The 21,044-nt window shown below is 65.7% G+C and carries 15 protein-coding genes; 9 read left to right on the top strand and 6 right to left on the bottom strand.

Annotated features, from left to right (window positions below):
- The first annotated feature begins 27 nt into the window (after positions 1 to 27).
- The 4 genes from AC5P9F_RS11950 to AC5P9F_RS11935 all read left to right on the top strand — a co-directional run bounded on the left by AC5P9F_RS11950 (position 28) and on the right by AC5P9F_RS11935 (position 6,413).
- A complete protein-coding gene (locus AC5P9F_RS11950) occupies positions 28 to 2,919 on the top strand; it encodes a TonB-dependent receptor (protein ID WP_049460002.1) in 2,892 nt (963 codons plus the stop codon).
- 102 nt (positions 2,920 to 3,021) lie between these two features.
- Positions 3,022 to 3,765: a FadR/GntR family transcriptional regulator gene (locus AC5P9F_RS11945; RefSeq protein WP_005409753.1), complete on the top strand. Its 744-nt coding sequence runs from the start codon at positions 3,022 to 3,024 to the stop codon at positions 3,763 to 3,765.
- A gap of 117 nt (positions 3,766 to 3,882) precedes the next feature.
- Positions 3,883 to 5,649: a hypothetical protein gene (locus AC5P9F_RS11940; RefSeq protein ID WP_049460001.1), complete on the top strand. Its 1,767-nt coding sequence runs from the start codon at positions 3,883 to 3,885 to the stop codon at positions 5,647 to 5,649.
- 164 nt (positions 5,650 to 5,813) lie between these two features.
- Positions 5,814 to 6,413: an NADPH-dependent FMN reductase gene (locus AC5P9F_RS11935; protein WP_065183560.1), complete on the top strand. Its 600-nt coding sequence runs from the start codon at positions 5,814 to 5,816 to the stop codon at positions 6,411 to 6,413.
- 19 nt (positions 6,414 to 6,432) lie between these two features.
- On the opposite strand, the gene AC5P9F_RS11930 is transcribed toward AC5P9F_RS11935, so the two are convergent.
- Positions 6,433 to 8,079: a fatty acid--CoA ligase gene (locus AC5P9F_RS11930; RefSeq protein ID WP_180881196.1), complete on the bottom strand. Its 1,647-nt coding sequence runs from the start codon at positions 8,077 to 8,079 to the stop codon at positions 6,433 to 6,435.
- 129 nt (positions 8,080 to 8,208) lie between these two features.
- Between AC5P9F_RS11930 and AC5P9F_RS11925 the strand changes: the two genes are divergently transcribed.
- On the top strand, positions 8,209 to 8,883 hold the full coding sequence (locus tag AC5P9F_RS11925) for a response regulator transcription factor (RefSeq protein WP_062607091.1): 675 nt from the start codon (positions 8,209 to 8,211) through the stop codon (positions 8,881 to 8,883).
- A gap of 4 nt (positions 8,884 to 8,887) precedes the next feature.
- Here the strand turns inward: AC5P9F_RS11925 and AC5P9F_RS11920 are convergent, their stop codons facing one another.
- The 4 genes from AC5P9F_RS11920 to AC5P9F_RS11905 are packed head-to-tail and all read right to left on the bottom strand — an operon-like array spanning position 8,888 to position 15,836.
- Positions 8,888 to 12,217, bottom strand: coding sequence for a hybrid sensor histidine kinase/response regulator (locus AC5P9F_RS11920; RefSeq protein WP_180881197.1), 3,330 nt, complete (start codon positions 12,215 to 12,217; stop codon positions 8,888 to 8,890).
- Positions 12,218 to 12,253: 36 nt separating this feature from the next.
- Positions 12,254 to 12,730, bottom strand: coding sequence for a MaoC family dehydratase (locus AC5P9F_RS11915; protein ID WP_180881198.1), 477 nt, complete (start codon positions 12,728 to 12,730; stop codon positions 12,254 to 12,256).
- The gene (locus tag AC5P9F_RS11910) at positions 12,727 to 13,605 is read right to left on the bottom strand and encodes an alpha/beta fold hydrolase (protein WP_180881199.1); all 879 of its coding nucleotides are present in this window, start codon (positions 13,603 to 13,605) and stop codon (positions 12,727 to 12,729) included. Before AC5P9F_RS11910 ends, AC5P9F_RS11915 begins: the two co-directional genes overlap by 4 nt.
- Positions 13,606 to 13,637: 32 nt before the next feature.
- Positions 13,638 to 15,836, bottom strand: coding sequence for a TonB-dependent receptor (locus AC5P9F_RS11905; protein ID WP_258014608.1), 2,199 nt, complete (start codon positions 15,834 to 15,836; stop codon positions 13,638 to 13,640).
- Between the two features lie 196 nt (positions 15,837 to 16,032).
- On the opposite strand from AC5P9F_RS11905, the gene AC5P9F_RS11900 reads away from it, so the two are divergent.
- The 4 genes from AC5P9F_RS11900 (at position 16,033) to AC5P9F_RS11885 (ending at position 20,025) form a co-directional block, all read left to right on the top strand.
- The gene (locus tag AC5P9F_RS11900) at positions 16,033 to 17,037 is read left to right on the top strand and encodes an extracellular catalytic domain type 1 short-chain-length polyhydroxyalkanoate depolymerase (protein WP_180881200.1); all 1,005 of its coding nucleotides are present in this window, start codon (positions 16,033 to 16,035) and stop codon (positions 17,035 to 17,037) included.
- Positions 17,038 to 17,165: 128 nt separating this feature from the next.
- Positions 17,166 to 18,314, top strand: a complete 1,149-nt coding sequence (locus AC5P9F_RS11895; RefSeq protein ID WP_180881201.1) for a serine hydrolase domain-containing protein — start codon at positions 17,166 to 17,168, stop codon at positions 18,312 to 18,314.
- Between the two features lie 245 nt (positions 18,315 to 18,559).
- Positions 18,560 to 19,372, top strand: a complete 813-nt coding sequence (locus tag AC5P9F_RS11890; protein WP_180881202.1) for a S1 family peptidase — start codon at positions 18,560 to 18,562, stop codon at positions 19,370 to 19,372.
- Between the two features lie 83 nt (positions 19,373 to 19,455).
- Entirely contained in the window at positions 19,456 to 20,025 is a 570-nt protein-coding gene (locus AC5P9F_RS11885; RefSeq protein ID WP_231914725.1) for a hypothetical protein, read from the top strand.
- Here AC5P9F_RS11885 and AC5P9F_RS11880 read toward each other — a convergent pair.
- On the bottom strand, positions 19,982 to 21,016 hold the full coding sequence (locus AC5P9F_RS11880; RefSeq protein ID WP_099527465.1) for a methionine synthase: 1,035 nt from the start codon (positions 21,014 to 21,016) through the stop codon (positions 19,982 to 19,984). The genes AC5P9F_RS11885 and AC5P9F_RS11880 overlap by 44 nt on opposite strands.
- Positions 21,017 to 21,044 lie beyond the last annotated feature (28 nt).

The following is a 21,044-nucleotide window of genomic DNA, read 5'->3' as shown; positions in this document are numbered from 1 at the left end:
CAGGCGATCCTTTGGGAGGAGGAAACCATGCGGCGACCCGCCGGAGCAGTGCACAGCATCTCGTTGTCCCCCACACCCCTGATCGTGGCGCTGCTCGCCGTGCTGGCGGGGCTGCCCACGGCCCAGGCGCAATCCGGCAAGGACGCGGCAGGGCAGGATCCCACCACGCTGGACCAGGTGCAGGTCACCGGCATCCGCGAATCGATGCAGAGTTCGATCAACAAGAAGCGCGATGACACGGTCATTGCCGACGTGCTCTCGGCCGATGACATCGGCGACCTGCCGGCGCCCTCGCTGGCCGATGCGATCGAGACCCTGACCGGCGCCGCTTCGACCCGCGACAAGACCGGCGCCTCGGAAATCTCCATCCGTGGCCTGGGCGCCTTCCTCAGCAGCACCAACTTCAATGGCCGCGAGATCACCAACGGCAGCGGCGACCGCTCGGTGAACTTCAACATGTTCCCCGCCGAGCTGATCAATACGGTGGCCATCTACAAGACCCAGCGCGCCGACATCATCGAAGGCGGCGTGGCTGGCACCATCGGCCTGGAAACAGTGCGCCCACTGGAGTACGGCAAGCGTGCGGCGCAGCTGGACCTGCGCGGCAGCTGGGCCGAGTATGACAAGAAGTACCGCGACGACGACGGCATCGGCTATCGCGGCACCGCCAGCTACATCGACCAGTTCGAGTTCGGCAACGGGCAGAAGCTGGGCATCTCGCTGGGCTTCCAGCGCCTGGACGGCACCGACCCGGAAGAGAGCATCACCAGCGGTTCCACCTGGTATGCCTGCGATGGCACGCAGAACGTGGGCAATGCCAACTGCAATGAAGTGTCCGCGCAGGCCATCGCCAACGGCGCGCCGTACTACCTGGTGCCAAGCAGCCGCATCTACCGGCTCAAGCAGGAGCGTAACGACCGGCAGAGCGAGTTCGCCGCATTGCAGTGGCGGCCCAATGACGTGGTTGAAGTGAACCTCGACTTCGAACACACCGAGCGCAACTGGTACGAGAACCGCAGCGACCTGAGCCTGTCCAACGCCCGCCGTGGCATCACCCGGCGCGAGGTGGACGAGGACGGCATCGTGCGCCACCTGCATGGCAGCACCTCGATTGATTCCACCTCAAACCGCTACTGGCGTGGTGAGGAGTACACCGGGGGTGGCCTGAACCTGATCCTGCGACCGACCCCGGCCTGGGAACTGTCCACGGATCTTTCGTACTCGCACACCAATCGCCTCGACAGCGAGCGCATGACCCGCCTTCGTGCCAACCAGCGCGACGTCAACAATGCCATCGTGCCGGGCATCAGCAGTGGTGCCACCGGCTACGTGGACTATGACTGGGACTGGCACGGCGAAGTGCCCAGTGTCGCGCTGGCGCCGAACTTCGACCCCAACAACTGGGACGCCTACACCGGCGCGGCGCGCGTCACCTCCAGCGCAACGGAGAACGACCACAGGATCAAGGCCGGCCGCTTCGATGCCAGCTTCATGCCGGAGTCCGGCTTCTTCACCCGTATCAAGGGTGGCGTGCGTGCCAGCCAGGCGGACTACCGCCTGCGCGACAACACCCTGGTAAGCGATTACGACCAGCGCGTGGCGGCCGACAAGGCGAAGATCATCGCCGCCAACCAGGTCTGCCGCGCGCCGTTCCCACAGGATGACTTCATGGATGCCGCCAGCGGCAACACGATCTCCTCGTGGGCGTACTTCGATCCGAACTGCCTGTACCAGTCGTTCCGTGGCAGCCTCGACAGTGGGTTGGATCCGGGTTTCCAGGATCCGAACAATGTCGATATCACCGAGAAGACACGCGCGCTCTATCTGATGGGGGAGTTCAGCAGCAGCCTGTTCGGCTTGCCGGTGACCGGCAACCTCGGCCTGCGCTGGGTCAAGACCGACGTTCGCTCCGAAGGCGTGCGTACCGGGCTGCGTATCGAGGACAATGGTGACGGCACGATCCGCCTGCAACCCACCGGTGCGTACAGCACGCAGGTGTTCAAGGCGGGCAACGACAAGCTGCTGCCCAGCCTCAACGCGGCCTTCGAACTGCGCCCGGACGTGTTGCTGCGGGTCGGTGCATACCGCGCGATGTCACGGCCGGACATCGCCGCGCTGGGTGCCGGGCGCACCATCAACGTGAGCAGTGATGCCACCTACGGCAATCTGGCCGACGCGCTGGATGACATCAGCGCCAGCGGCAACCCCGCCGCGCAGCCGCTGATGTCCTGGAACGGCGACCTGTCACTGGAGTGGTACCCGAACCCGGACACGATGCTGGCCGGCGCGGTGTACTGGAAGCAGTTCAACGGCGGCACCGCCACTGCGCTGGTGCCGGAGACCTACACCATCGACGGCCAGAGCGTGACCGTGCCGGTACGCCAGCAGGTAACCACCGACGAGGACAGCACGCTGACCGGCTTCGAGCTGACCGCCACCCATCGACTGTCGTACCTGCCCAAGCCGTTCGACGGGCTGGGCTTCAAGGTCAGTTACAACTACGCCGATGCCGACTACCGGACCCAGGACTCGCGACTGGGCGAGCAGCTGGCCAGTGACGGCACGATCCTTCCGGCGATCGTGCCGCCGGCGGGCCTCAGCGGCTTCTCGCGGCACGTCCTGTCCGGCTCGATCTACTGGGACGTCGGGCGCTTCAACATCCAGGCCATCGGCAAGTTCCGCTCGCACTACTACCAGGACTTCACCGGCAACACCGCACAGCAGAACCGCTACTACGATGACAACACCAGCGTGGACCTGCGCCTGCGCTACCGGGTGAACAAGCGGTTGTCGCTGTCGCTGGAGTTGATGAACCTGACCAACGAGCCGCGCGTGGCCTACCAGCCGCTTTATGGGAACTTCCGCGAAGTGGTGACCTACGGGCGACGTGCGTATTTCGGTGTACGATACAAGTTCTGAACAGGGCGGCGCGGCCAGTGGTCGCGCCGTCGCTCCAACCGGACCCTTGCCGGCCGCGGTGGCAGGGCAGGGACCGGGAAGGAATCGCCAAGGGTCAGCCGCATGTCCGCCAACCGCCTTTACCAGACCATCGCTGCCAAGCTCCGCAAGCTGATCGAGGACGGCGAATTTCCACCGGGCTCGCGGCTGCCGGGCGAGCGTGAACTGGCCGAACGGTTCGGTGTCAGCCGGGTCACCATCCGCGAAGCCGAGATCGCACTGGAAGCACAGGGCTGGATCGCGATCCGCATCGGTTCGGGCGTGCATGTGAAGCCGCGCCCGACGCAGGCGCCCGGCGGGCTGCCGGATGTCAGCGCCTTCGACCTCACCGCTGCCCGCGCGGTATTCGAGGCCGAGGCCGCCGCTCTGGCGGCAAGCAATCTGGATGATGCCGGCATTGCCGAGCTGCAGGCGCTGGCCGAAGCGCTGTGCCGTCGCGACCTGAGCGACGCGGAAGCCGGCGAGTACGACCGCCGTTTCCACCTGGCCATCGCACGGCTTTCCGGTAACCCGGTGGTGGAGTTCTTCGTGCAGCAGATCTGGCGCATGCGCAGCGAACTGCCGCGGGTAACCGAGGTCTATGCACGGGTCTGCCATGATGATGGCGCCAGCCGTGCCGACGAGCACATGGCGATCTTCGAAGCCCTGCGCGCGCGCGATCCGGTGGCCGCGCGCAATGCGATGCGCCATCACTTCCAGCGTCTGTTCGAGGCCATGCTGCAGGCGACCGAAAGCCAGGCGCTGGAGGAGATCCGCCGCCGCACGCAGCAGGACCGCGAACGGTTCATGGCCACGACGCGTATCTGAGTAACGGCGTTTCCAGGGCCGCCGGGGCGGGTCAGGACGCTGTGACGTGCGGGGAATCATCCTTGCGGGTGCCGACGAGCGCGAAGTAAGCTCTGCTTCGTCGACGAGGGGGACACCATGTACGCAAGGATCGCGGCAGCTGCGCTGCTGTGTATGACGGCCCTGCCTGCGTCGAGCGCCAACCGCGGCTCGACGGTGATGGAGGACTACGCGGCGGCGCTGAATGCCCGCGGGCAGATTCTGCAGTTGGATACCGGTGACATGTTCGGGGAAAGGATCGGGCTGTTTACCGGCTCGGTGGAATTTCTGCAGACGGACGTCGACCTGCCGGGCAACAGTGCGCTGGAGGTGGGCATCAAGCGGCGCTTGGTGGCAGGTGCGCAGGGCCGGCAGGGATTGGGCATGTTCGGGGTGTGGGACCTGGCCCTGCCCAGGGTGCATGGAACGTTCAGCACCCAGGGGGGATGGAAGAATTACGTGGTGGCCGAGCCGCTCAACCGCTGTTCGAAGTTCACCCCGCCTCCAACCGAGATCGTCACGGTGAAGGCGCAGACGCCGACCGGGCCAGGGACATTCACCGAGTACTTCAACTCCGACGAGTTCTGGCATGGAACGCAGCTCTACCTGCCAGAGACCGGTGACGAGGATCTACTCGCGCAAAGCAACGAATGGCCGGTGCCGAGTACAGGCCATGCGTACCCGATGCGAACCAAGAGCGGCAATGTCATCCGCTGCGTCGCCATGGACGACGGGGCGGGTGAGGGCTTCGAAGTCACAACGCCTGCCGGCATCACCTACACGCTCAATCATATGGCCAGCCTTGGTAGCGGACCGCCATTGATCAAGAAGGGATACTCGCGGGGAAACTTCGGCTCGGTTACGGAGTTCGAGTTCGTTCTTTTCCGGCAGGAGTTCCATATTCTTCCGACCAATGCCCGAGACCGGTTTGGAAATTCGGTGACCTACACGTGGGATCCGGCAAATCCACGGCAGTTGCTGCGCATCGCAGCCAACGATGGCCGCACCGTCGATCTCGAATGGACGGCTGGATCGCCCAGCACGCTGCCAAGCGAAGTGAGCGCGGTCCGTGCGGGCGGGAGGACGTGGACCTACGGTACCGTGGTGGGTGGCTACAAGGTCACCTTCCCGGACCAGTCCTACTGGCAGACTACGGGGTTCAACGTAGGCACCATGGGTGCCGGTGCCGTTCCCGCAGAGCGGGGTTTCTGCCGGAATCCGGGTGTGGTGACCTACGGCCATTCCGGTTCGATCCGCCATCCCAGTGGTGCAGTGGCGAGGTATCGCTTCGAGCCGACGCTGCATGGCCGCTCGTGGGCGCGTTATGGCTGCAATATGCCCGACAGCACGGGTAGCGGGTTCCTCGACTCGATCGAATACACGCCCGCCAGGTACTACACGTGGTCGCTGGTTTCCAGGACAGTCACCGGGCCGGGCATCGACCAGCCTTATACGTGGGCCTACAGTTACGGCCCGGCCAACGGGTGCTATGCCGACGGCAGCAAGGAACTGTGCCAGGCGAATTCGCCGGCCACGAAGTGGGTGGACGTCAAGGATGCAGAGGGTGTCACCACCCGGCACACCTTTGGCAATCGATTCAATGTGGACGAAGGCTATCTGCTTTCCTCGGTCCAGCCGGGCCGCGCCACCACCCTCAGCTATCAGCTTGACGCTTCCGGCAGCTATCCGGCATTGGCCGGGCGACCGGCATATCAGCGTGCCAGCGGAATCATCGCAGCCAAGCAGATACCGTTGTTGCAGAAGGTCATCGAGCAGGATGGCGTGCGCTACATCTGGAAGGTCAATACGTTCGACAGCATGGCACGACCTGTGTCCATCACTGAAGCCAGCCAGCCCGTGCAGTAGCATCGCCCCGCCGCGCCCTGTTCGCCCTGGAAGAGGGAGCAGCAAGGACGAAGGCACTACACCGCCGGAACCGTGATCCTCTGCAGATCCAGTCTGGCCCTCGCCCACCCGTGCTGTCGGTGTCTGCCCCGTGACCCCGCACCGACGCATCCGAGGAATCCCGCATGTCCGACAACCCTCCACCGCTGAACATCCTGGCGTTTGCCGGCAGCCTGCGCAGCAACAGTTACAACCGGCGCCTGGTCAGGGCAGCAGCAGGCGCCGCGCCTGCGGGCCTGCTGCTGACCGTGCATGACACCATTGCCGATATTCCGCTGTTCGACGAAGACCTGGAAGCCGCCGACCCGGCCGGCCCTGCCGGGGTCAAGCGCCTGCGCGCGGCCATTGCGGCCGCTGACGGCGTGCTGATCGCCACGCCGGAGTACAGCCAGTCACTGCCCGGCGTACTCAAGAACACGCTCGATTGGCTGTCCCGCGACGATGCCGAGTACCGCACGGTCCTTTCGGCCAAGCCGGTGGCGATCATCGGCGCTACGCCGGGCCGCTGGGGCACCAAACTGGCACAGTCGCAGCTGCGCCATACACTGACCGCCATGGGCGCATTGACCATGGCCTCGCCACAGCTCTATGTGGCCGAAGCAGCGGCCGCCTACGACGATGACGCGGAAGATTTCGACGCGGCGACGCGCAAGCGCCTGCAGCGCTTCCTGGAGGGATTCCAGAGCTGGGTCCAGCTGCTGCAGGGTGGGGCGTCGCGCGGTTGAGCGGTGCCGGCAGAGGCCGTCATCGCCCGCCGGTGCCAAGGACCGGATCATGCAGCCCGCGCAGCTTCTTCTTGTTGATCTTGCCCACGCTGGTCCGCTCGATTGCATCCACGAAGCTCACGCGCTCCGGGATCGCATAGCGTGAGATGTCTCCGGAACGGCTGCGCGCCGCGACCAGTTCGATGATCTCCGCTTCGGCCACATGGCTTCCCGGCTTCCTGACCACCAGTGGCAATGGCCGCTCGCCCCATTTCGTGTCGGCGATACCGATCACCGCGACCTCGCTGACCGCCGGGTGCAGTGCGATGATGTCTTCCAGCGCGAGCGAGGAGATCCATTCGCCCCCGGTCTTGATCACGTCCTTGATGCGGTCGGTGACACGCAGGTAGCCAGCTTCGTCGATGTTGCCGATGTCGCCGGTGTGCAGGTAGCCGCCCGCCCACAGCGTTGCCGAAGCCTCGGGATCGTGCAGGTAGCCCTGGGTCAGCCAGGGGGCGCGCGCCACCACTTCACCGGTGGCGATGCCATCATGGGCGACATCGCCCATGTCCGGGTCGACGATGCGCAGGTCCACCAGCGGCACCGGAATGCCGGCCTTGGTGCGCAGTGACAGCACCTCGTCGGCATCGGTCACGCTGTCCACGTCGATCTGGGCGATGGTGAGCAGAGGGCAGGTCTCGGACATGCCATAGCCGCCGAAGATGTCGATGCCCCGCGCCAGTGCGCGCTGCGCCAGGGCACGGGGCAGCGCGGCACCGCCGATGATCACCTTCCAGCCCTCCAGGTCGGTCTGCGCGGCGTCCGGGTGCTCCAGCAGCATGTGCAGGATGGTTGGCACGCAGTGCGAGAAGGTCACCTTTTCGCGGGCGATCAACGCCAGCAGTTTCGCAGGCAGGTAGCGCCCCGGATAGACCTGCCTGATGCCCATCGCGGTAGCCACGTAGGGTAGGCCCCACGCGTGCACATGGAACATCGGGGTGATGGGCATGTAGACATCGTCACGATGCAGGCGGCCCTGGCGGGGTGCGCCGCCGAGCGCGGCCATCGCCGCCAGCGAATGCAGCACCAGCTGCCGGTGGCTGAAATAGACCCCCTTGGGCAATCCGGTGGTTCCGGTGGTGTAGAACACCGTGGCACGGGCATTCTCGTCGAAGTCCGGGAAGCGGACGACCGGCGTGGCACCGCGCAACCCCGCTTCGTACTCGGTGGCGAAGCGAGGCGGCAGCGGGCCACCGGCATCGTCCAGCAGGATGCGCGTGCGCAGGTCCGGCAGCTGCTCGTCGATGGCGTCCAGCAGCGGCAGGAACTCGCGGTTGGCCAGGATCACCCGCGCGCCGCTGTGGTTCAGCGTGTACGCGATCTGCTCGGGGGCCAGGCGCACATTCACCATCATCAGCACCGCACCGATCATCGGAACCGCGAAGTAGGCCTCCAGGTAGCGGTTGCTGTCCCAGTCCATCACCGCCACCGTGTCGCCGTGGCCGACGCCCAACGAGGTCAACAGGCCGGCCAGCTGGCCGATGCGCGCCTGCAGGGTGCGGTAATCGAATCGGACCCTATCGCCATAGACGACTTCCTGTTCAGGACTCACCGCCAGCGGCATCAGCAGCAGCTGCTTGATCAGCAGTGGATAGGCATGGGCATCGGGAGTGGGGGCGGATGACATGGCATTTCCTCGTGGGCGGCGTTGCGGTCGCCGGCCTTCTCCGCACCACACTATCAAGCCCTTCCTGCTGTACCAGCGTACCTAGGTACCTGTTCCCGCGCGCAGCCGATTTGATAATCTCGCCAGGACATGCCAACCCTGCTCATCGCCGATGATCACCCCTTGTTCCGTGCGGCACTGCATCGCGCGGCGGAAGAGGCGGTCGCCGATCTGCAGATCAGCGAGGCGGATTCACTGGACAGCGTGCTGGAGGCGATCGAGAACCAGTCGATCGACCTGATGCTGCTGGACCTGCACATGCCGGGCAACCATGGGCTGGCCGGGCTGGCGACCATCCGTGCGCTGCAGCCGGGCCTGGCGATCATCATCGTCTCCGCCAACGAGGAGCCGCAGGTGATCCGGCGCGCCATCGACCTCGGCGCCGCGGGCTACCTGCCCAAGAGCTCGGGTTTGAACGAGCTGCAGTCCGCGCTGCAGTCCGTGCTGGAGGGCGAACGCTGGATCCCGGCGCTGTTGCGCGAGCCGGTGGCGCGGGTAGCGCCGTTCAGCAGGGATGCCGACCTCGCCGCGCGCCTGGCCAGCCTGTCCGCACATCAATACAAAGTGCTGGGGCTGGTGGCCGAGGGCCTGCTCAACAAGCAGATTGCCGACCGGCTGGGCGTACAGCTGCGCACGGTCAAGGCGCACATGACACGCATCATGGAGCGGCTGGGCGTGCGCAACCGTGCGCAGGCCATCCGCGTGCTGCACGAAATGGGGTTGGCCGATCCGTCGCGGCAGATCGAAGAGCTGCCCGAGCGCTGAACGGTCAGCGCGTGGCAGTGGCCGCCAGCAGGTGGTTGATCGCCCAGCGCAACGCCAACGGCTTGAACGGCTTGTTGAGCAGGGATAGCCCAGCGCCGCGCACCGCCTCGCGTGTATCACTGCTGGTATCCGCACTGAGGATTACCGTCGGCCGCGGTCCATGCATGTCCGCCAGCCGCTGCCACAGCGCAACACCGGTATCGCCGTCATCCAGGTGATAGTCGAACAGCCACAGCGCCGCCTCGTGCGCTGAGGGCCCGATGGCATCGGCGCTGCCTGCCGCGATGACGTCGCAGCCCCAGGAAATCAGCAGTTGCCGCATCGCCTCCAGCGCGTCCGGGTCGTTGTCCACTGCCAGTACGCGGATACCCTTGAGGGCGTTGCTGCCACCCGTCGGTGCCGAACTGCGCGGGGCAACAGGCGGTGCTGCGCGTTGCACGCTGATCGAGAAGGCCGAGCCGTGCCCGGGCACGCTGCGCAGGTGCAAGGGTGCATGCAGCAGATCGGCGATGCGGTGGGCGATGGTCAAGCCCAGTCCCAGTCCCTGGCCGTTGCTGCGATCGACCCGGTGGAACTCCTCGAACACCACCGCCTGCTGCTCCGGAGCAATGCCGGGGCCGGTGTCATGCACGCCGATCATCAGTGCCTGCCCCTGGCGGCGCACACCCAGCAACACACCGCCATGGCGGGTGTAGCGGATGGCATTGGCCAGGAAGTTCTGCAGCACCCGGCGCAGCAGCAGGGGATCGCTATGGACCCAGGCGTGGCTCCGCACATGGCGGAACTGCAGGCCGCGCGCCGCCGCCAGCACCGCGAACTCCTGCGCGAGCGGATCCAGCACCGTCGACAGCGCGAACGGGCGCGGATCGGCCACCAACCCACCGGCTTCCAGTCGCGAAATATCGAGCAGGCCGGACAGCAGGTCATCGGTGGAATCCAGTGCGCCGCGGATCTGCCGCAGGAAACTGTCGAGGAACTCGGATTCGATGTGCTGCGACATCGCCTCGGTCAGCAGCTGGGCCGCATGCAGGGGCTGGATGAGGTCATGGCCGACCGCCGTCAGGAAGCGGGTTTTCGCCGCGTTCGCGCGCTCGGCCTCCTGGACCGCCTGCTGCAGCCTCGCGGTGCGGTCCTGTACGCGGCGTTCCAGCGTTTCATTGCTGCGCTTGAGCGCATCCTCCGCGCGGCGGAACGCCGTGACATCAGTGAAGGTGGCCACGTAGCCACCGCCCGGCATCGGGTTTCCGCGGATCTCGACGATGGTGTCATCGGGAAATATCCGTTCCGACAGGTGCGGCGTGCCACGGCGCATGTGCTCGACGCGGCGCTGCAACGCCCTGGTGGGCGTGTCGCCGGGGCCATCGCCGATCTTCAGCTGCCCCAGTGCCCACGCCGTGAGGTTGACCACCGGCTGCCCGACCTGCAGCAGCTCCGGCGGGAACTTGAACAGCGCGGCGTAGCGGCTGTTCCAGGCCACCAGCTGCAGCTGCGCATCGACCACGCTGATGCCCTGGCTCATGTTCTCCAGCGCGGCTTCGAGCAGTCGCTGGTTGAAGCGCAGCACCTGGGTAGCTTCGCCGACGGCGCGGGTCACCGCATCCAGCGGCGCGGCGCCGCCCTCGCGTGCGGCTTCGACCAGCAGCCGTGCCATGCCTGCGCCCACCACGGCCGTCAGCTCACGCTCGACGGCGGTGACCCGGTCGTCATCCAGCATCTGCCCGGCGTGGCCCTCGAGCAGCTGGCGCGCACGCTCCTGGCCAAGGAAGCGTCCGGCGGTCCTGCGCAGGGACGCCGCAGCCACCGCATCCCGCCTCCGCGGCAATGACGGACGCACGGCCCGCGACACCAGGGCCACGGTCAGCAGGTTGACCGCCAGGCTGGCCCCCATGCTGATGGCGATATGCCCCGGCTGCACGCGCAGCGAGACCACCGACAACCAATGCAGCCCGTCGGCGCCGACCGACGGCGTCGCGGCCGGGATCACCATCGGCAGCAGTACCAGCCACAGCCAGGCCAATGAGCCCAGCACGATGCCGGCGATGATGGCCGCGGAGGGCGTACGTGGGCGATACACCGCCAGCAGCACAGCCGGTGCCAGCTGCGAGAGGGCGGTGAAGGACATCAGGCCGAAATCGCTGAGTGCCTCGGTGTCGCTCATCGCGCGGCTGTACAGCCACGACATCAGAAACACGGCGAGGATGCCGGCACGGCGGAACGCCAGCACGCGCGGGCGCAGATCGGCGTTGGCCACGCCACCCTCGATGCCGCCGAGCAGGCGCGAACCGAAGCCATGGTTGCCCAGCATGATCGACAGCGTCAGCCCGGACAGGATCATCATGCCGGTGGCCGCACTCAGGCTGCCCAGATAGGCCAGCAGCGCCAGCAGATGATGGCCAGCGGCCTGCGGCAGCGCCAGCACGTACAGGTCGGGCGATACCGAGGCCGGCAGCTGCGCAGCGCCGGCCAATGCCATCGGCACCGACGGCAGGCCGATCAGCAGCAGGTAGACCGGGAACATCCAGCGTGCCGTCTTCAGGTCCGAGGTCTGGCGAAGCTCGACCACGCCGACATGGAACTGGTGCGGCAGGGTGAACGCGGAGATCGCCCCCAGCGCGACCATGGTGAGATAGTCCGGCACGATGGCCGGTGGTGGCAGCTGCGCCATCTTCTCCAGCAGCGGTGTGCCGGCTTTGTGCACGGACAGCGCCGCATACAGGCCAATGGCCAGCAGCGCCACCAGCTTCAATACGGACTCCAGGCCCAGCGCGACCACGATGCCTCGGTTGGGCTCGGTGGCCGAGGCCTTGCGTGCACCGAACAGCAGGGTGAACGCGGCCATCGTCAGCGCGAACCAGAACGACATGTCCAGCTTCGCACCGGCAGACGCGAACCCATCACCCAGCAGGGTGCCCAGCCCCTGGCTGACGGCTTTCAGCTGCAGTGCGATGTACGGGATGATGCCGAACAGCGCCACCAGGGTGATGGTGAAGCCGAGGCCGCGATCGGCACGCAGTCGTGCAACGACCAGATCGGCGATGGTGGCACTGTTGTGCTGCTTGGCCAGCCGCCCGAGGCGGAGCAGGAACGGCAGGCCGAACGCGAAGATCAGCGCCATGCCGGCCAGGGTTGGTGGAATGGGGAAACCCCATTGCCGCCCCTGCGAGGCCGCACCGTAGTAGGTCCACGCGGTGCAGTGCACGGCCAGCGACAGTGCATAGATGAGCGGCCATGCCTTCGAAAGCCGGTGCCCCCGGCGCTCGCCCCACAGCGCCACGCCAAACAGCAGTGCGGTCCATGCAATGCAGGCGAAGAGGACGATGGAGGGCGTCAACATCGCTCCAGTGTAGGGAGAGAATCGGGCGGGGTGGTGCTAGGGCGTGATCACGATCAGTGACAGCTGCTCAGCGACCAGTGCCAGCTCGCCATCGGCGACCCGCTCGACGGCCTTGCGCTGGATCAGCAGCCACTGGCCGGGCTGGCGCGCATCCAGTGATACCAACTGCGAGCGTACCCGCACCTCGGACCCGCTCGGCACCGGCGCCAGGAAGCGGACCTTGTTCAAGCCGTAGTTGAGCACATGGGCGATGCCGGGGAAGCCGGCCAGGGCGGCCACATCGTCCTCCACCGTCAGCGAGAGCAGCAGGAAGCCGTGTGCGATGGTACGCCCGCCCGGCATCTGCGCCTGCGCCCGCGCTGGATCGACATGGATCCAGTTGTGGTCGCCGGTGGCGTCGGCAAAGGCATCGATGCGCGCCTGGTCCAGGCAGGTCACCCCACTCAGCCGCTCACTGGAGGCCCACCGCTGCACCGCCTGCAGGGCGGGAGGCAGGTCGCTGTCCGCACTCACGCCACACGCTCAAGCAAGGTCAGGATCGCGTCACGTGCCTCTGGTTCGGACAGCATCGGAGCATGCCCGACATCGGGCACTTCCACCAGACGGGCACTTTCCGAGGTGCCCGCCATCTGCCGCGCCACATCGGCCGGCAGAATATCGGACAGCGCGCCGCGCACCACCAGCACCGGCACCCGTGCGGTCAGCCCACGGACCGCACGCCACAGCAGCGGACGCAACAGCCACAGCAGCCATGGCCGGGTGGTGCGGATCACTGCCGGGTCGTAGTCCAGTTCCAGCAGGCCATCGCTGCGCGGGCGGAAGGTGCGCACCGCCATCTGCCGCCAGTCGTCGGTGCTGAAGCGCGGGAACGCGGCCTTGCCGATGGATTCCACGTAGGCCGTGGCCTGCACCAGGTCCATCGGCGGTACCGGCTTGCCGGCATACTTGCCGATCCGTGCCAGCGCCTCACGCGGCACCCTGGGGCCGGCATCGTTGAGCACCGCGCCCGCGATCCGCTCCGGCGCGCGCGAGGCGAGGGTGATGGTCACCAGCACGCCCAGTGAGGTGCCGACGAACACCGCCTTGTCGATGTTCTGCGCGCGCAGCAGCGCGACCATGTCATCTGCGTAGGTGCGCGGGTTGTAGCTGGACGGATCATGCGCACGTTCTGAACCGGCGCGGCCACGCAGGTCGACGGCGATCACGCGCCATCCCTCGGCGGTGAGTGTTTCGGCCAGTGCATCGAAATCGGCACCATTGCGGGTCAGGCCGGGAATGCAGACCACGGTGCCGCGGGGCGCCTGCCGGGCATCCGCTGCATGGTCGCGCGCGTGCAGGCGCAGGCCATCGTCGCTGTTCCAGTACAGGTCGTCGTAAGACTGCGTCATGCAGAAGCTTCCTGAAGATCGTAACGGATGCGCTAGAAATCGTAACGGACGCTGAGGCTATATTGGCGCGGCGGACCATAGAAGCCAATCAGCGTGCCGACTGCAGGAATGTTGTAGCCAGTAGTGCGGTATTCCTTGTCGGCCAGGTTGGTGCCCTGCAACGAGAAGGTCCACGCATCATCCAGGCGCCAGACGACGCCGGCGTTGACCAGCCCGTAACCCTGCTGGCGGATCACCGGGCTGAGGTCGGTGGTCGGCCACACTTCGCTCTGGTAGCTGTAGCTCACGCGTGCCGACAGGTTGCTGCCGTTGGCCAGGTCGGTGCGGTATTCCACGTTGAACGCACCGGAGAAATCCGGGGCATTGGTGAACTTCATCTGCCTGGCCACGTTGATGCCGCGGTCCATGTACTCGTCGTATCTGGTATCCAGCCACGCCAGGTTGCCGGAAATCAGCCAGTGCTGGCTGGGCAGGTACTGATACTCGACTTCCAGGCCTTTGACGGTACCGGCGCCGGCATTGGTGAAATCACCGAAGAAGGAATCATCGATGCCATCGCCATTGGTATCCAGGCCGGTGAACACCGACAGCTGGATGTCCTTGTACTTGTTGTAGAACGCTGACAGGTTCAGGAACAGGCGCTGGTCGAGGAAGGCCATCTTGCTGCCGACCTCATAGCTGTCCACGGTCTCGTCATCGAACGGCTCCGCCGAGCGCGGTACCGCCACCGCGTTGGCGCGGATGTTGTAGCCGCCGGACTTGAAGCCACGCGTCGCCAGGCCATAGACCATGATGTCCGGAGTGATCTGGTAGTCCAGCGAGACCTTGGGCGAGACGTTCCTGAAATTGGTCTTCTTGTCGAAATCGGCGGTCACCGCCACCGGCCGGCTGAAGCCCGGGTCGGCGTAGAGGCGGTTGAGCACGATCGCGCGCTTGTCCTCGTCGGTGTAGCGGGCGCCGACATCGAGCTTCAGTCTGCTGGTCAGGTCGAAGGTCCAGTCCGCATACAGCGCGATGCTGTCGGTCAGCACCTTGCCCTGGTTGTCGGCGAACTGGGCACTGAAGTAGTTGTTCTGGATCTGCCCGCCAGCCTCGCCACTGAACTGGTACAGGCCGACCACACCGCGCACCCGGCCGCCGGCATCGTAGTTCAACTGCACTTCGTTGCTGACCTGGTCGTCGTGGTAGGTGCCACCCACGTCGGCGAGCTTGATCGGCGTGGTGTCGAAGTCGATGTTGGCCTCGCTGTCCGACTCACGCTTGGCCACCACATACTTCACAGCGATGTCTTCGTTCGGTCGCCAGTTCACCGTGGCCGAGGCGCCCTTGCTCTCCACGTTGTTGAGGTTGCGCATGCCCGAGCGGATGTCATAACGGCTGTCCATCGGCGGGTAGGCGCGCAGGAACGGATTCGGCGCCAGCATCTTCGAGCCGCGCATGCCGGACTGATCGTCGATCCAGTCCAGTGCGAACTGCACGTCGAAGTCGTCGCCCGCATACGCGCCCAGGTTCAGGCGTGCCGCGTTGATTTGCTTGTCACTGACCGGCTGGCCGTTGAAAGTGTTCTCGCCAAACCCGTCGTGGTTCATGCTGGCCACCGCCACGCGGGCGCGCAGGCCGCTGTCAGCACCGCCGATCGGACCGCCGATGGCTGCCTTGGCATCCAACTGGCTGTAGTTGCCCACGGTGATCTGGGCGAAGCCCTCGGTCTGGGTCGGCAGGCCGCGCGAGATGTACTTGATCGCACCGCCGATGGTGTTCTTGCCGTAGAGCGTGCCCTGCGGGCCGCGCAGCACCTCGATGCGCGAGACATCGAAAACGTCCAGCAGCGCGCCCTGCGGACGTGCGATGTAGACGTCATCCAGATAGATGCCGACGCCCGGGTCCGCGCCCCAGGTGGGGTCGGACTGGCCGATGCCACGGATGTAGGCGGTGACCGTGCTGCTGGCGCCGCGGGCGGCGTAGATGGTCAGGTTGGGCACCTGCGCATCCAGGTCGCTGATGTCCTTGACATTCATCTTGTCCAGCGCTTCGGAGGTAAATGCGGTAACCGCTACCGGGACCTCCTGCAGGGTTTCCTCGCGCTTGCGCGCGGTGACCTTGATGCTGTCCAGGTTGGTGGGTGATGCAGTCCTGGCCGCCGTCGGCGTGGCCTGGGGCGTTTCCTGTGCCAGTACCGGCCCGGAGGCCAGCAATGCGCCGATCATGAGACTCAGGCAATTCCGTTTCATTCGGTCCTCCCCCAGGCAGCTGCTTGCAGATGGCCCATTGCCATCCTGCAGCCAAGGCTAGCGGTGTCATCACGCAGCGGCGAGTGGACCTAGGTCCAGTCGGCAGCGGCCGCTGGATGCGGATACTGGGCGCGCCCCCAGCCGGAAGCGCGTCCCGGTACCACTTCATCCACGACTCACGCATGAGGATCTGGCCATGAAATGCGGAATCGATTCGATCAAGGTTGTACTGCTGGTGCTGTGCAGTTGGCTGGCGATGGCGGGCAGTGCCCTTGCCGCAGGCCCGGCCGGGCATTGGGACATTGGCCTGTACGGCAATCTGTTCGGCGCCCGCGAGTACCAGGTGTGGGTGCCGGCGGGCTACGACGACCAGCAGCCGCTACCGTTGCTGCTGGTGCTGCACGGCTGCGTCAACGGGCCCAACCTGATGGGGGAGGCGTCAGGCTTCAATGATGTGGCCGACACCGAAGGGTTCATCGTGGTCTACCCCCGGCAGAACGTCACCTCCAATCCGGCCCGCTGCTGGAACTGGCAGCTGCCGATCAACCAGGCGCGCGACAGCGGCGAAGCGTCGATCCTGGCCGGCATCGTGGACAAGGTGAAAGCGGACTACAGCGTGGATCCGCGCCGGGTCTATGTCACCGGCATTTCGGCGGGCGGTGCGATGACCTCGATCATGCTGGCCTGCTATTCGGATGTGTTCGCTGCCGGCGTCATCCACTCCGGTGGCATGTTCAAGGGCGCGACCACGATTTCCGGCAGCGCCTACGCACTGCTGGCCGGCAGCATCTATTCGCCGGACAGCAATGGCCGTCTGGCGTGGCAGTGCTCGGGTTCGCCGTCGCCGCGACCGCTGCCGGTGCTGGTGTTCCATGGCAGCGCCGATCTCACCGTCAATCCGGTGAACGGCCAGCAGGCCGTGCGCCAGTTCCTGCAGACCAATGACCTGGCCGACGACGGCCTGGACAACGACTCGGTGAAATACGTGCCGACCAGCACCTATCACGGACAGGTGCCGGGCGGCCGCGGGTATACCGTCGACACCTACGCCTACGGTGGCAGGACGCTGGTCCAGCACTACGTGGTGCAGGGCATGGGGCATGCCTGGAGCGGCAGCCAGTCGGGCCTGCCATTCACCGACCCGAAGGGGCCGGACGCCACGCTGATCACCTGGTTGTTCCTGAAGGACTACCAGCGCTGACGGGGGGCAGGGGGCCTTCCAGGGAGGGGCGCGACCGGAGGTGCCGGATGGCACCTTCAGCCGCTCATGGCAATCGATTATCGTGAGCGCCCGTTCCCACGACCTTCAAGCGCCGGCGCATGGAATCCATGTCAACGACTGCCCGAAACCGGCAATGGCTCAATGCCGTCGTGCTATCCGCAGTGCTCCTTGCCGTCGGCTGCGAGGGCAGGAAGGCACCGCCGAACGATGTGGGGGCGGCGGTCGACGAGGCGGCCCATGCCCTGATCGAACAGCCTTTGCTGCACTCGGCCTCCATCGGCGTGGTGTACCGGGGCAAGACCTTCATCCGTCACCGCGGCGAGATGGTAGCCGGCAAGCCCGATGTTCCGACCGACGCAACGCTGTATGAGATCGGCTCGCTGAGCAAGACCCTGGCGGGCACGTTGATGGCCCGTGCGGTGCTTGAGGGCAGGGTGGGCCTGGAGGATGACGTTCGCAGCTACCTGCAGGGCGACTATCCGAACCTGCAGTACCAGGGCCAGCCCATACGGGTCCGTCACTTGCTGTCACACACCAGTGGCCTGCCGAACATGCTGCCGGAGCGGGCGAACACCGTGTTGGAGGACTTCACCGATCACCGCGTGCCCGGTGAACTCAGTGCCCTCTATGCGCATTACGGCAAGCCGGATTTCCTGCGGGATCTGCACGCCGTGCGGATCCCACGGATGCCCGGGAAAGAGTACGCCTACTCCAGTGCTGGGACGGAGCTGACGGCCCACATTCTGGAAGGCGTCTACAAGACCGACTACACGTCATTGCTGCGTGGCTTCTTCAGCGATGCCGCAGCAATGACCAGCATCGGGATCAAGCTGGGGAATGCGGAAAAAGACCGTCTTGCCATCGGCTACCACAGCGACAATCCGGTGCCGACCTCGCCGATGCCACAGTTGCCATGGGGCGCTTCCGGCAACGTCAAGGCAACAGTGCCCGACATGGTGAAATACCTTCAGTTCCAGCTGGCCAACGGTCCGGTGGTGCAGGAATCGCATCGCACTCTGGCCAGATTCGACGACGAGTTCAGCATCGGCTATTTCTGGAACATCGTCGCTGGCGATCACCAGAAGGGTGTCTATTACGCCCACCACGGTGGCGTTCCACGCTCGCAGTGCTACATCTACATCATGCCGGAGCACGATCTGGGCATCTTCGTGATCACCAACCAGAGCGGCGACCGGACCGCGCGTGCCATGGAGGCGGCGATCGATACCCTGGTCGGGAGAATCGCGGCGCGTTGAACCTCCCGCTGAGGCTCGGGCCCACGCGGCCCGGTCCGTGCACCAATGTGGCTTCGCAGGACGACGTGTCGGACAAGCCTGGAACCGATCTGGACAGACTGCTCGGCCCCGGCGGCTGTCGGCCGCAGGGCTTTGCGCTCGCATTCCTGGCGTTCGTCGCTGGATATCATCGTTGGTCGCATGGTCTGCGCCGCGGCAATGCCCTCGGCTAGGCTATAGCGATCGACCGCAGGGATGACGACCCCATGAACCGCTGGCTTTTCCTGGCGCTTGCTGCGCTCCCGTTCACTGCCGGTGCCGTGGTCATCCGTGATGACGTTGACGACGCCCGGTATCAGATCGATGCCTCTGTCTTCCCGGCGCTGGCCGACATGCCGGGCGAAGGACATGGCGTTCTCATCGCCCCGCGCTGGGTGTTGACCGCAGCGCATGCGGCACCCATGGAAGGGATGGAAGAATCCATCTCCATCAATGGACGCGCCTATGCGGTCGAGCGCGTCTTCCTGCATCCCGGTTTCAGAAGAATGCCGGAGGCCCTGGGCAAGGAGGCGCTGGCGACAGGAAATCCCTCCAGGACCCACGCGTTCCTGGCAGCATCGGATGACATCGCACTGATCAGGCTTGCGACTGCTGTAAAGGATGTACAGCCCGTAGCGCTCTATCGCGGTGCTGCCGAAGTCGCGCAGATCGCGGCCCTGATAGGGAAGGGGGCTACCGGCAATGGCGTCGTAGGGCTGGCGCCGGGCGGCCCGCATCGCACGACCCTGCGGCGGGCATTCAACGCGATTACCGGCGGCAACGAACGGTATCTCTGGTACCGGTTCGATCCGCCACCGCAGGCCCTGCCGCTGGAGGGGGTTCTCGGCAACGGTGACAGCGGCGGTCCGTTGGTGATTGATGATCACGGAACGCCGCAGCTGGTGGGGCTTGGTTCGTGGATCACTGCGGTTCCAGAGCATGCGCTCGAGGCGGGGTTCTATGGCCAGGTGGTCTACAACGTTCGCGTATCGCGCTACATCGACTGGATCGAAAGCATCAGCCGTGACGCGTCACATTGATTGCTTTTCGTGGAGGCGTAGCAGTGCAGGGGGGCGTTACCCTGATCTCAGCCGGTGCGACGGGCGTTCGTATGCTTCCCATCATGGGCTCATCATTTCACCGTCCAGATTTCATGATCGTCACCCGGCCGTCCGGCTGGGTGCAGAGCGGCGAGCGCTGGGATCTGTGGTGGAACGGCCGTTCGGTGGCCAGTATCGTGCCGCATGCCGTGCTCGGGTTCCGCCTGAAACTGGACGCACGCAGGATGTCACAGAGCAAGGTCGTGTCCGTCGCCAGCGCCCGCCAGGCGAAGCGCTACGCCGAGCGCTGGTGCGCGGCGCGGCTCTGCCCACAACTGCCACTGCGTGACGCCGTCGCCCGACTGGTGCAGAGTGCGCCCGAACCGAGCGCCGTGCCTTCGCCTGCACTGACCCGAACGCAGCGGCAGCAGGCCCGGCGCCTGGCCGAGGCTGGCGCAAGCGAGATGGGGCGGATCAAGGAAGCGCTGGCGCCACGGCCGCGCGTGATGGCCGCCAGGCCCGAGGTGCAGGGACGAGGTGGAACCTGGTCTGTACCCGGCCAGAATCCATCCTCGCCGCACCGAAACGGGAACACCTCCCCGGCCAGGGTTACGCCGAAAGCTCCTCACGCACGATCCTGGCCCCTTCGCTGAGCGCGCGCAGCTTGCCGCGTGCCACTTCCCGTGCAAGCGGCGCCATGCCGCAGTTGGTGCTCGGGTAGAGTTTGTCGGCATCCACGAACTGCAGCGCCCTGCGCAGCGTGTTGGCCACGTCTTCCGGCGTTTCCACCGTATTGGAGGCCACGTCGATGGCGCCCACCATCACCGTCTTGCCGCGCACCAGTTCGATCAGGTCGATCGGTACGTGCGAGTTCTGGCATTCCAGCGAGATGATGTCGATGCTGGAGGTCTGCAGCTTGGGGAACGATTCTTCATACTGCCGCCATTCCGAGCCCAGTGTCTGCTTCCAGTCGGTGTTGGCCTTGATGCCATAGCCGTAGCAGATGTGCACCGCCGTCTGGCACTTCAGGCCCTCAACCGCACGCTCCAGCGCGGCCACGCCCCAGTCGTTCACTTCGTCGAAGAACACGTTGAAGGCCGGCTCATCGAACTGGATGATGTCGACGCCGGCGGCTTCCAGCTCCTTCGCTTCCTCGTTGAGGATCTTCGCGAACTCCCAGGCCAGCTTTTCGCGGCTCTTGTAGTGCGCGTCGTACAGCGTATCGATCATGGTCATCGGGCCGGGCAGGGCCCACTTGATCGGCTGCGTGGTCTGGCGGCGCAGGAACTTCGCATCCTCGACGAACACCGGCTTCGGACGGCTCACGGCGCCGACCACGGTCGGCACGCTGGCATCGTAGCGGTTGCGGATGCGGACCGTTTCGCGCTTCTCGAAATCGACGCCGCTGAGGTGCTCGATGAAAGTGGTGACGAAGTGCTGCCGGGTCTGTTCGCCGTCGCTGACGATGTCGATGCCGGCGTGCTGCTGCTCCTGCAGGGACAGGCGCAGTGCATCCTGCTTGCCTTCAGTCAGGCCTTCGTCCTGCAGCTTCCAGGGTGACCAGAGCTTCTCGGGCTCGGCCAGCCAGGAGGGCTTGGGCAGGCTGCCTGCGGTGGAGGTGGGAAGCAGTTTCTTCGTCGACATTGCGTCTGGTTTCCTGGGGGCGAATGGG

This window comes from Stenotrophomonas sp. YJH_SMC_4 (genome assembly GCF_059371575.1).
Note: the sequence above shows the minus strand (reverse complement) of the source record. Positions and strands in the feature narration are given on the sequence as shown.